This window comes from Sphingobacterium sp. NPDC055346, assembly GCF_053645235.1.
Genome location: NZ_JBSHMI010000005.1, coordinates 286,077 through 297,989, shown reverse-complemented (window position 1 = coordinate 297,989; position 11,913 = coordinate 286,077). Strand labels below are relative to the sequence as shown.

General features: G+C 39.9%; 10 protein-coding genes. 3 read left to right on the top strand and 7 right to left on the bottom strand.

Going from position 1 to position 11,913, the window contains the following annotated elements; translation table 11 throughout:
• Nucleotides 1-13: 13 nt before the first annotated feature.
• Nucleotides 14-1,537: a sulfatase family protein gene (locus ACWICE_RS12280; protein WP_254528918.1), complete on the bottom strand. Its 1,524-nt coding sequence runs from the start codon at nucleotides 1,535-1,537 to the stop codon at nucleotides 14-16.
• 128 nt (nucleotides 1,538-1,665) lie between these two features.
• On the opposite strand from ACWICE_RS12280, the gene ACWICE_RS12275 reads away from it, so the two are divergent.
• From ACWICE_RS12275 to ACWICE_RS12265, 3 genes are read left to right on the top strand one after another with little or no spacing between them, the layout of a single operon-like run.
• Complete coding sequence (locus ACWICE_RS12275) at nucleotides 1,666-3,051, top strand: WG repeat-containing protein (protein ID WP_454290972.1); 1,386 nt, start codon at nucleotides 1,666-1,668, stop codon at nucleotides 3,049-3,051.
• Between the two features lie 2 nt (nucleotides 3,052-3,053).
• Nucleotides 3,054-3,482, top strand: a complete 429-nt coding sequence (locus ACWICE_RS12270; RefSeq protein ID WP_454290971.1) for a hypothetical protein — start codon at nucleotides 3,054-3,056, stop codon at nucleotides 3,480-3,482.
• 41 nt (nucleotides 3,483-3,523) lie between these two features.
• Entirely contained in the window at nucleotides 3,524-5,392 is a 1,869-nt protein-coding gene (locus ACWICE_RS12265) for a M1 family metallopeptidase (protein ID WP_454290970.1), read from the top strand.
• A 214-nt stretch (nucleotides 5,393-5,606) separates the two neighbouring features.
• Here ACWICE_RS12265 and ACWICE_RS12260 read toward each other — a convergent pair whose 3' ends face one another.
• From ACWICE_RS12260 to ACWICE_RS12235, 6 genes are all read right to left on the bottom strand, one after another.
• Entirely contained in the window at nucleotides 5,607-7,121 is a 1,515-nt protein-coding gene (locus ACWICE_RS12260) for a sulfatase-like hydrolase/transferase (RefSeq protein ID WP_454290969.1), read from the bottom strand.
• A gap of 121 nt (nucleotides 7,122-7,242) precedes the next feature.
• On the bottom strand, nucleotides 7,243-8,613 hold the full coding sequence (locus tag ACWICE_RS12255) for a glycoside hydrolase family 92 protein (protein ID WP_454298514.1): 1,371 nt from the start codon (nucleotides 8,611-8,613) through the stop codon (nucleotides 7,243-7,245).
• 22 nt (nucleotides 8,614-8,635) lie between these two features.
• On the bottom strand, nucleotides 8,636-9,436 hold the full coding sequence (locus tag ACWICE_RS12250) for a glycoside hydrolase domain-containing protein (protein WP_454298495.1): 801 nt from the start codon (nucleotides 9,434-9,436) through the stop codon (nucleotides 8,636-8,638).
• Nucleotides 9,437-9,721: 285 nt separating this feature from the next.
• Complete coding sequence (locus tag ACWICE_RS12245; protein ID WP_454290967.1) at nucleotides 9,722-10,276, bottom strand: GNAT family N-acetyltransferase; 555 nt, start codon at nucleotides 10,274-10,276, stop codon at nucleotides 9,722-9,724.
• Nucleotides 10,277-10,313: 37 nt separating this feature from the next.
• On the bottom strand, nucleotides 10,314-11,384 hold the full coding sequence (locus tag ACWICE_RS12240; protein WP_454290966.1) for a hypothetical protein: 1,071 nt from the start codon (nucleotides 11,382-11,384) through the stop codon (nucleotides 10,314-10,316).
• Between the two features lie 56 nt (nucleotides 11,385-11,440).
• Nucleotides 11,441-11,860 carry a hypothetical protein gene (locus ACWICE_RS12235; protein WP_254528908.1) on the bottom strand — a complete coding sequence of 140 codons (420 nt, stop codon included), beginning with the start codon at nucleotides 11,858-11,860 and terminating at the stop codon, nucleotides 11,441-11,443.
• Between the last annotated feature and the right edge of the window lie 53 nt (nucleotides 11,861-11,913).

Genomic DNA, 11,913 nt, shown 5'->3' with positions numbered 1-11,913 from the left:
GAATTCTAAAAGTTTAGGAAGCTTCAAATATAAGCATTGCTTCCGAATCATCCTGTTTCTGGATTTCATCTTTTAACTTTTTCATCATTTCCGCTTGTTTCTCAGTATAGTTAGGATTATTGTAGAGATTCTCCATTTCTTTTGGATCCTTGCGCATATCATAGAGCTCCCAAGAATTGACTTTATTATAGAAACGGATTAGTTTATATTGTCCGTCACTCACACCAAAATGCGGAGAAACATTATGGATTCCATCCTCATAATAATGGTAGTATAATTGTTTTCTATCCCCTTTTTTACCATGCACGATCGCACTGAAAGATTCCCCTTGAATATCTTCTGGAATCGGCACCCCTGCCAAATCCAACATCGTAGGCGCAATATCCACGGTCATCAAAAGATCGTTGACCTTCCTGGACTTTTTGATTTCTTTAGGGAAGCGCATCATCATTGGCGTACGGAAGGATTCCTCATACATAAAGCGTTTGTCAAACCATCCGTGTTCGCCCATGTAGAACCCTTGATCGGACATATAGATCACAATTGTATTCTCGGTCAGGTGATGCTCATCCAGATAATCCAATACCTTTCCTATATTTCTGTCCATTGATTCAGCAGTATTCAGGTAATCGGTCATATACCGTTGGAATTTCCATTCTGCCAATTTCTTTGGATCCGAAAAATCCTGACTCGCATAATCGGCTTTTACCTTCGCATAATATTGTCTGTATTTCTCACGATCGGATTCATCCATTCTCCTGAAATTGGACTCTTTCATCCAATCCTCTTCGGTTTTAAATAGCTTTAGGTCGTAATCTAATTTGATATCCTTGCTGATCTGCATTTCCTGGATCTTAGCAGCCTCTCTTCCCTTGTAATCATCATAGAAATTATCTGGTAATGGGAATTTCTTATGGTCATTCTTTCCAAAATCCTGTGGGTCTGGATCCCATTCCCTATGGGTTGCTTTATGACCTAGTATCAAACAGAATGGCTTTTCTCCATCCAAGGACCCCATCCAGTTCAATGCCTTTTCGGTTACAATATCCGACACATAACCCTTCTCCCTGGTCAATTCCCCTTTTTGGTTCTTGAAGTCAGGATTGAAATAATGCCCTTGGTTTAGCAGTACATCAAAGTAATCAAACCCTTCCAAAGTATCCCCTAAATGCTGTTTTCCAATCCATGAAGTTGTATACCCAGCCTTTCTGAGCTCTTTGACAAAGGAATTCTGGCTATGCTCAAAATGGGACTTTTCATTTTCCCGGTAACCATTTTTATGACTGTATTTCCCCGTCAACAAACTTGCACGGCTTGGCCCACATAGGGAATTGTTCACATAGGCGCGGTTGAAAAGTAAGCCTTCCTGAGCAATACGATCAATATTGGGCGTACTGCCAATCTTGGAGCCGTATGAAGAAATGGTCTGGAAAGAATGGTCATCGGATATAATGATCACGATATTTGGAGCCTTCTGAGCAAAAAGCACATTTATTCCGAAAACGAAAAAAAGCAGGTAGGTAGATAATCTAATCATACATTAAATATACAAATTCAAGGTTAAATATTATTGATTTAAATAAATCCAGAAATACTGTAAAATATTGCTTTCAGTAATTTGCAGAATCAATAAAAATGAGGACTTTTGCGTAATAATTTCATTACATGAAAAAGCTTTTTTCCCTCATTGTATCAACTCTTCTTTTCCAGTTTGCTCTTGCCCAACAAGAAGTTTATAAAATCATTTATACCATCTCCTTAGATGAGTCTTTCAAGTCCAACATCAAGGAATTGGGACAAGGTAAAAGTGAAGAATTAGAATTGTTTCTAACTCTATTGTCTGAAATGGAAGGTAAACCACTGATGGAGGCATGGGTCAGTGAGCATCAAAACAAAATCCATAACCTGTACTTTGAACCCACTTTACAACTCAGAGATACAAAAAACAAAACCCTGTTTTTTTTAGATTCATTAGCAAAAAGTTTTTCAAAGGAAGAATATGCTCCCGAGAGTGAATTTAATCTGCGAGTAAACTTAGATTCTGAAAAGACGGAAATGATCGCTGGATTTCCCAGTAAATTGGCAATTTTAGAATTACAGGATGAATCTAATGCAGGGGAACCTGAAATAGTTGAGGTATGGTATACGGATAAGATACCTGCAATTTTTTGGGGTAAATACCAATACCTGGATAAAATACCAGGTCTAGCTCTGAGGGTAAATGCGTTAGGTGCTGCGTATCAGGTGATGGAAATATCAAAAACCCAGGTTCCCGATAATTTCTTTGAAGTCCCTTCAGATTATTCCGATGAAGAATTAACGGAAATGGATCTAGGCGATGGAATGACCGCATATTACGATTCAACAAGTTTTTTATTTGGCTTAAAAAATCCTAATGGCGAAATCATCACCCAACCGAATTATTTGACAATAGCACCATTTAACAATGGAATAGCTGTGGCAGTAGACGAAGGAAACTTTGCAGGATTGATCGATGCTAACGGTAAGAACCTGACTGAATTCAAATTTGATAATATCCAGTATGACCCCGTTCTTGATGCTTATCTTTTCTCATTGGAAGGAATGATGAGTGTGATGGATACAAAAGGAAATAAAATCTGGAACAATGAATTTGAATATATCACTCCTTTCTCAGCGAATTACACCATTGTAATGACTTCGCTTAAGTTTGGACTTGCAGATCAAAAAGGTAATATCGTATTGCCCTTAGGGGAGAACGTCATCTTAAGTAATGACAACAAATACTATGTTTCAGAAAAGGATGAACTATACGAAATATATCAAATTGAAGGCAATAAACTGATTACTTCAGGAAATTACTATTTAGGATTATCCAATGAGGATGACCTATTCATCATATCAAAAGATAGCGAAAACTTCGGATTGATTAATTCAAAAGGTGAAACTATTCTTCCTTTGGAATATAGCTATATAAATCCTTTTGAAAATGGGAAGGCTATCGTTTTAAAAAATGGTGAATCCGAAGAAAGGGTCATCAATACCAAAGGAAAATTCATTAACAACCCGTAAACATGACTTACCAAATCAACACCCTACATCGAGGGAGATTTATCTGGATATTGCTAGGCTCCCTTTTTGTGGTTGGGTATTTTTTATCACTTAGCACCCTACAAGAAATCTATAAGATCTTGATCCTATTGTTCTGTATACCTGCCATCATGTGGGCAGCGGTCCGTTTCAGCAAACAGAACTCTACTTGGGTAATCGATAAGAGTAACATTAACATTACCAAGTTTGGCCAGGAAATCCAGATCCCCATCGCAGAAATCACCTATCTCAAGAACCATATCCGATCCGGAGGAAACCTTTTAGCCTTTCATAAAAAGGGAAAAATGAGCACCGTACGGATCTGGAGAAACAAGATTTTTGCCAACAATGATCAATTCGAACAATTGATCCAAACAATCAAAGACCTCGGAATCGAAATCGTCATCGGATAAGCCTGTCATTTTCAAATGTTAAATTTTATATATTTGGCATTATGAATCTAAAAAACACTCTTGGCTTACTAGTCTTGGCTCTTTGTTCCCTAACATCCTTTGCACAGCGCAAAACGTATTGGGATCAGAAAGTCGATTATACCATGGATATTGATGTCAACGAAAAGACATTCCAATACGATGGTAAGATGAACCTGAAATACAGCAATAATTCTGGACAAGAATTGAGCAAGGTCTACTTTCACCTCTATTTCAATGCCTTCCAACCTGGAAGCATGATGGATGAGCGTTTGAAAACCATTCCTGACCCGGATGCAAGAATGGTCACCAATATAGGCACTAAAGAACAACCTGTTCGTCAAAGCCGTATTTCTGTCCTGTCACCAGAACAGATCGGATATCAAAAAATCAAATCGGTAAAATACAATGGTACGGATGTAACCTTCAAAGAAGATGGCACCATCCTCGAGGTAACCTTGCCTACAGCGATCAAAGATGGCAGTACGGTAGAGTTTGAATTGACATGGCAAGCTCAGGTGCCTGAACAGATCCGCAGAAGCGGTCGTAATTCAAAAGAAGGTGTAGCATTCTCCATGACCCAATGGTATCCTAAAATGGCCCAATTCGATGAATTCGGCTGGCACCTGGACGAATACATTGGCCGTGAATTTATTGCCCCTTTCGGAAATTTCGATGTTACCATCCATATCAACAAAGATTACGTGATCGGATCTTCTGGAAAATTACAGAACCCTGCTGAAGTAAAGGGCTATGTAAAAAATGCCAAGATCAAAACCAAAAACAACAAAGCTTCTTGGCATTATAAAGCCGAGAATATCCATGATTTTGCTTGGGCAGCAGATCCTAAATTCGAAGTGGATTCTGCCAAAACAAAATTGGGAACTACTATCTATACGATTTACCTACCTACAGACCAAGAGGTTAAGGATAATTGGAAAACAGCATTAGGATTAGCTACGGAATTCTTTGATTTTACCAGTGAGAACTTCGGTGCCTATCCTTGGAAAACCTACTCGATCGTACAAGGTGGTGATGGTGGAATGGAATATGGAACAGCAACCTTGATCACAGGTGGTAGAAACTTGAAAGGCTTAGTGGGAGTAATCTTCCATGAAGCAGCGCATTCCTGGTACCAACAGTTGTTTGGTGTGAATGAAACAGTCGATGAATGGATGGATGAAGGTTTCACCAGTTATATTGAAGAACTGGCATACACTGAACTGTTTGAAAAACCAAAAGCAAGAGCACTTAACCCTATCGGTTCAGCTTATAATTCTTACTATCGCTTGGCTAAATCTGGAAAAGAGGAACCAATGAGTCTATTAGCAGACTATTACAATACCAACTTTGCCTATAGCATTGAAGCCTATAGTAAAGGTGGAGTATTGGCAGAACAAATGGGCTATATCATTGGAAAGCAAAACTTGCAAAAGACCTTCTTGAATTTCTATGATATCTGGAAATTCAAACACCCAACTCCTAATGACTTTAAAAGGGTAGCGGAAGAGACCTCTGGAATCAATTTGAAATGGTATTTCAACTTGTTTATCAATACTACGAGAACGATTGACTATGCCATTGCCAATGTTTCTGAAAACAGCATTGAAATCCAAAATAAATCGAACTTGGCTATGCCTATCGACCTATTGGTAGAATATGAAGATGGAAGCAAGGAACTTTTCTACATCCCATTACGTGAAATGCGCGGTGAAAAACCGGCTGAGCAATATGATATTTACCAAGGTGTAAAGCGCACGGTCCTTACGGATTGGTTCTGGACAAAACCAACTTATTCAGTGCCAGTTACCAAGAAAGTGAAAAAAGCTTGGATTGACCCTACTCAAAGGCTTGCTGACATCAACTACGATGACAATGCCTACGGTTTATAAATATTAAAAAATCTAGCAAGTAAAAAGGCTGTTCCCCATGATGGGGAACAGCCTTTTTACTTAATTTCCATGGTCAGTTTATTAGAAACTTTTCTTTGACCTTGTTTTAGTCTCATTCGAGACACATTCCGAATTTTCCGAATATGTCTCGAACAAGACTAAAACGAATCTCGAAGCCCATGCCAAAATTTTTGAACTTCAGGCTCCACAAATATTATTTCAGTACTTTTTCCAACAGTTCCTTTAACTCTGCGACTGCTTTTGGATTTTGTTTAGCAATATTATCTTTTTCTCCCGGATCTTTTGACAGATCAAATAATTGATCTTCGGCATGATTGCCCAGTTCAGTTCCGGTCAGTTCATTGAAAGCTCTCCCCTTGCTAGGCTTGATGTATTTCAAATTTTCTTTTGTAATAGAGAAGGTTCCTGCAGATTGAACAAGGAATTCCCTTCCTTTTTTATCTTTCCCGATAAATGCATTCCAGATATTCTCACTATCCAATTCGTCTTGATTGGGCAGCGGTTTTTTAAAGAAATTGGCAAAACTGGAAAGAAGATCCATCTGACAGACTAAAGCGTCTGACACCAGCTGCTTCTTGATGCCTTTTGGCCAGCTGATAATAAAGGGAACACGGGTACCGCCTTCAAAAGCCGAATATTTACCTCCTCTATATGGACCAAATGGATTATGTCCATTCAGCTGGGTCACCGCTCCGTCTACATAGCCGTCGTCCAATACGGCTCCATTATCACTGGTAAAGATAATGATCGTGTTTTCATAGATCCCCTTATCCTTTAAAGCTTGGACTATCTCGCCTACGGTATGGTCCAATTGTAGGATCGCATCGCCTCTGTAACCTAAGCCACTCTTCCCCTTGAACATGGTAGAAGGCATTCTTGGGACATGAGGTTCGGTAGCATGGTAGCTCAAGAAGAATGGTTTCCTGGCATTTTCACGGATATATTGAATGGTCTTATCGGCAAAAGTCATGGTTACTTCCTCATCCACCCATCTGGCCTGCAGGCCGCCAGTCATCCAGCCTATCCTTCCAATTCCATTGATAATGGTTTGGTTATGTCCATGGTTGGGACTAGCTTTCATTTTTAATAGTTCCGGATTTTCAAGCCCTGTCGGTTCGTTCCCGATCTTCTGTTTATAGGAAACCTCAATAGGATCATTAGGATCGACACCGACTACACGATGTCCTTCCAAGAAAACGGTTGGTACTCGGTCTGCCGTGGCAGGGAAGATATAGGAGTAATTGTAGCCTACTTCCAATGGTCCTGGTTTTATAGTTTCATTCCAATTTTTTTCTACCTGGCTACCTAAGCCTAGGTGCCATTTCCCGATTATTGCGGTTTCATATCCTTGTTGCTTAAAAAGTTCTGGCAGGGTCATCTGACCTTGATCGATGATCAAAGCTGCATCACCGGGCAGCACGCCAGTTCCTGTCTTTCGGAATGGATATTTGCCTGTCATCAGGGAATATCTGGAAGGTGTACAGGTTGCAGCGGAGGAATGTCCATTGGTAAACCTGACCCCTTGATTAGCCAAGGCATCTATATGTGGCGTGTGGATCTTGCTAGCGCCATAAGCACTCAAATCACCATAGCCTAAGTCATCCGCATAGATCATCACAACATTTGGTTTCTGTTGGCCGAAACTTATTGATGGAAGGAATAATAGCAAGAATAAAGCTTGAGTGAGCTTTAACAAAAGGGTTTTCATAGAAATGATTGGGTTTAGAATATACCCGAATATACTGATTTTATTGAAATGAGCAGAAAAGGAGGCAAATAATAAAGGCTGCCCGTTATGGGGCAGCCTTCCAGCTTTTTCTAAATTTTTATTAATTATCGGAACCCCAGTTTCTATTGGCTTTTTCGCCCATGACGAATTCTAGGACTCCGCCATTTAAAACATCTTTATGGGAGATCTCGGCTTTATTCAATGGTTTGCCGTTCAATTTAGCGGATTGTATATATTTAAATCTGTCCGAAGCATTTTTTGCAATGACCGTAAAGGTCTTTCCGTTTTCCAATTGGATGACTGCCTTTTCAAAGAATGGCGAACCGATGCTATACATTCCAGAGCCTGGAGTAACCGGATAGAAACCCAGTTGGGAGAACACGACAAAAGAGGAAAGTCCACCTCCATCTTCATCTCCTGGAACCCCCATGAGGTCATTGCGGAACCATTGCTTGATCAGGGTTTTGATCCTTTTTTGAGTCTTCCATGGTTGTCCTGCATAATTGTACAAATATGGTATATGTAGTGAGGGTTCATTTGCCATAGAGAATTGTCCAACATTTCCGGTGTGATCGGGTAACTGTTGGTAAAAATCAAATTTGGACTTGCCCAAAGGCTGCACGAACATTTCATCTAGGTAGTTCACGAATTGTTCATTCCCACCCATCAGATTGATCAAATCAGGGATATTGTGCTGAACATCCCAACGATAGATCCAAGCATTGTTCTCTCCATAATATTCCCTAGCGCCTTGGCCTCCTGAAAACACATAATCGAATGGTTCCAAGAATTTCCCTTTCTCATCTTTAGGGTGGAAGAATTTCGTTTCTTGGTTGAATAGGTTTCTATAATTGAAAGACTGTTTCATGAATTTCTCATAGTCTTCAGTCTTGCCTAAATGCTTAGCCAATTGCGCCAAACACCACAGGTCGTAGGAAGTACCTAAAGTAACGGCCACAGGTTGGCGTCGCTCAAAGCTGTGTACCTCTGGATAAGTTTCCTTTTCACCTGGATGCAGAGCTGGGATATAACCTTTTTCAAAGAAAAATTGGTCCATCTTTCCGGCAGGTTTACCAGACCAAGGAGCCAAGGTCTTTTCGGTAATCGCTCCTTTTGCGGCACGATAGGCCTCTTCTACATTGAATGAACGAACACCCTTCTCATAAGCATCTAAAAGAGCTGCCACCCCATGGTTGGAGTTCATTCTACGGCTATCGCCAGTAATCTCCGGGAAGGTAGGCAACCAGAAGTTAGGCATCTGTTCAGACATCCGGACGAATGATTGCAGGATATTGCCTTCCTTCTTGGTATCGATCAAGACATTGAGAGGATGATGGGCACGATATGAATCCCAAATCCAGTCATCTGTAAAGAATGGGACTCCCTCATCTGAATGGACCTTGCCGTCAAAGGCACTGAAGTAGCGACCATCTTCAGAAATATTGACTGGTCTTTCAAAGGTTCTGTACAGGGAAGTATAGAAGATGTTCTTATCATTTTCTATACTTCCCTTCCACCTTCAATTTGCCGAGTGCCTTATTCCAGGTTGCTTTTCCATCTGTCTTCACTTTTTCCAAATCGAAGTTCTTGATTTCACGGTTTAGGTTTGCTTTAGCCTGAGCTGCATCGATAAAGGAAATACCATAACGAACCTTTAAAGTCTTAGCCGCTGTTGGGAATGTCAAGACTAAATTCGCCTGATCGCCTGAGGCTTCCGTGGACTTGCTGACCTGACCATTGTTTAAGCTACCAACTTCGGTAGGTTTTTGGTCAAATTCTGCATAGATATAGACCTTTGTATTGTTCCCGATATCCTGACTTCCAGATACACCGTTTCCATCCCATTTCACATCGCCCTTGCGAGAATTAAAGATCAGTTGTGGCTGCCCTGTTTTTTCAAAGCCCAATTCATAGATGGCGGCCTGATGGGAAACAGCAAAGTCAACCTGAATATTATCCTCATCCAAATAAACGGAATAGCTATATGGATTGATGATTTCCTGATCATAGCTATAGTTCAATACCGGTTTTAAACCTCGGGTTCCCGAGACAATTGGGCTCAGGTTAAAGGCAGAGCTTCCGCGGTGACTGGTGACGATCAAAGGAAGGCCTTTGATGCGATCCGAGGTATAGTCAGCCCTTTCAGGATAGACACGTAACAGGGAATTTGGTAAATGAACGGTTGGGTAAGTTGGCACCAACAGGTGGGAAATATTTCCCATATAAGGATTGACATAATCTACCTCTGACTTTTGGGCCTGGGCTTGGGTTGCAGAGATAAAAATCATTGCCATGGCTGCAAAGCTCTTCCCTTTGCTCCAAATTTTCCCAATTCGCGGAATTTGACTCTTGAACATAGTGATCTAGTAATGTAATGTGAAAAAACACCGTTTACTGTTATACCGACTTCGAAATAAGCATTAGATTGATTGGTTTACAACAGGTCCACTATCAAATTTAATAAAAAAATTCACAAAAAAGATAGGTAGTAAAAAGGTTTTAGCTAATAATTTAGGGAATAATAACCCATAAAAAAACGCCTATGCGAGGGCATGGGCGTTTCCAGTATTTTTAAGCGATTATTTAATCTGCATATGTTCCAGATGTTTTCCCATCAACCATTTTTCGCCGACCACTTGGAAGCCTAGACGTTCATATAGTTTTTTAGCTTTCGGGTTATCATCATCGACAAGCAACCCTAGTACCGTTTTATTCTCGGTAACATACTCCCCGATCAGGAATTCAATAATTTTCGACCCTAGACCTTTACCTTGTTGATTGGGATTGACCCCGATGCAATCAATATAGAATTCGCCTGCTTGTGTTTCGTCTTCAGGGTTGAAATCACGTTGGAATTGAGATTCTACATATTGTGCAACCGGCTTTCTTAATTCATGTAATTTTGCACCATCGTAAACTAGGGCAGTAGCCACAACTTCTCCCTCCTCCTCGATTACCCAATTATTATTATAGGAATATTGATTACCTTCTTGTTTGACCAATTCTGTCAAAAAATGTAAGGCTTGCTGCTGGTCTCTTTGTCCAATAAAACGGTAGGCAATCTCTTCCATGGCCAACAATAAATAACTTGCTATTTGTTCCGAATCCTGCTTTAATCCTCTTCTAATATTCATTGTTAAAATAATATTTTGCCCTAAGATAAAAATTAATCTAAAAATTGACGAGGATGAGCTTGTATCCCTCATCCGTCCGGAGAAACTCAAATGTCTTTGATACATATGGGAATTCGTCGTACAAAGACAGGGATATGACCGGATACTTTGCATCTAATGAATCACCACATTGATCGAGATACATACTATAGGATTCGCCTTCAAATATGAAATAATTTAAGCTGGATTTAGAGATATCGTATTTTTTCGATCCGCTGATAACAGACTCGAACAGTTCCTTTAATATATCACCTTGACGGTTGATGTATTTAGGACTTTCCTCAAATACCCATTGATTTTGGTCCTCATGCCAATAGGCGATGCTGTCATAGGAATGCGAGATCAATTGTTCTTTTGTTATTTCTTTGGAAAATAATTTAGGAAAAAGCTGTTCAAACTCCTTTACATAGTCCATAAAGGCATAAGTATTACCATTTTTCCCCTTAAATTTTTCCCATGTCCCATCCTCAGGCAAAGAGCCATTGATACTTACTTGGTAAAAATTCAGGTTATCATTGTATGGGAAATCCTCAATAAGGACCTGATTATTCGTATCGATCAACATACTTTTTCCGCCCACAAAATAGGAATGTTCGTCATCTGGACTATCCCTTTTTCTTTGGGCGCCCTTTAAGGCAGGAATCATTCCATTATTGACACGCCCTAGGCCATTATAGATGGCAGGAATTTGAATTTCGCCTTCGGCATTAAGCAACCCTACCAGGTCATTTGCTTGGTCATAGAAACGGATAAAACCTTCACTCTCGCAATCCGGAACATTGTCAAAATAGTAGAGGCTGTCAATGCCAACCTTTCTTCCGGTCTTGGTCAGGAAATAAGAACGAAATTCTTCCTGATCGTTGACCTCTGTTACCGAAATGATATTGTCAAAAGAACTTGGGATCCTACTGACAGCTTGTAGGGAGAGTGGAACAATAACTTTTCCTTGCCGATCTTGATAGCCGACCAAGGTAGAATCAGCATTGTAGAATGCCTTTAGGTTTCTACTGACTTGCGCAAAAAGGACATTAGGAAGCAGGAAAGCACATAAAATCAATAGCAGTTTCATACAGAAAAGATAAGAAAAAACCAGCTTTCTGTGAAAGAACTTTTATTGAAAATGCATTAACGTTTTTTCTTGTTTTTCTTCTTTTTTTCCAATTGGTCAATCCTTGCCGTTAAGGCTGCAATGGTTATTTCTTGTGATTGAATGGTAGACTGTTGAGCGCTGATTACTTTTTCCAGGGCAGCGGACAAGGTACCATTATCGATAGGTTTATCGATTTTAGAAGGAAGGGTAATGGCGACTTCATGAAGTTGATGATTATCTTCTCTCAACATCTCGCCGGCACCAGAAACTAACCATTCAGGAGAAATATCGGCATAGCTAGATAGAATAGTGGCTATTGCATCGGAGCCTAGGGCGGAGTTTTTTTGTACGCCCTTAAAATTTGCATAGGAAAGACCCAATCCTTTAAAAAACTCGACTTTGTGTATACCCTTTGATTCGGCAATCAATAGTACTCTCTCTTTGATATTACTCATAGTATCTAGTGTTAATAAGTTTGGATAAAATATAGACTAAATTTATTAATATT

Bases quoted from the DNA above. Each gene is read 5' to 3' on its own strand.
- ACWICE_RS12275 (WP_454290972.1), top strand. From the start codon at position 1,666: ATGAAAAAGCTTTTTTCCCTCATTGTATCAACTCTTCTTTTCCAGTTT.
- ACWICE_RS12270 (WP_454290971.1), top strand. From the start codon at position 3,054: ATGACTTACCAAATCAACACCCTACATCGAGGGAGATTTATCTGGATA.
- ACWICE_RS12245 (WP_454290967.1), bottom strand. From the start codon at position 10,276: ATGAATATTAGAAGAGGATTAAAGCAGGATTCGGAACAAATAGCAAGT.
- ACWICE_RS12280 (WP_254528918.1), bottom strand. From the start codon at position 1,537: ATGATTAGATTATCTACCTACCTGCTTTTTTTCGTTTTCGGAATAAAT.
- ACWICE_RS12240 (WP_454290966.1), bottom strand. From the start codon at position 11,384: ATGAAACTGCTATTGATTTTATGTGCTTTCCTGCTTCCTAATGTCCTT.
- ACWICE_RS12235 (WP_254528908.1), bottom strand. From the start codon at position 11,860: ATGAGTAATATCAAAGAGAGAGTACTATTGATTGCCGAATCAAAGGGT.
- ACWICE_RS12260 (WP_454290969.1), bottom strand. From the start codon at position 7,121: ATGAAAACCCTTTTGTTAAAGCTCACTCAAGCTTTATTCTTGCTATTA.
- ACWICE_RS12265 (WP_454290970.1), top strand. From the start codon at position 3,524: ATGAATCTAAAAAACACTCTTGGCTTACTAGTCTTGGCTCTTTGTTCC.
- ACWICE_RS12250 (WP_454298495.1), bottom strand. From the start codon at position 9,436: ATGGCAATGATTTTTATCTCTGCAACCCAAGCCCAGGCCCAAAAGTCA.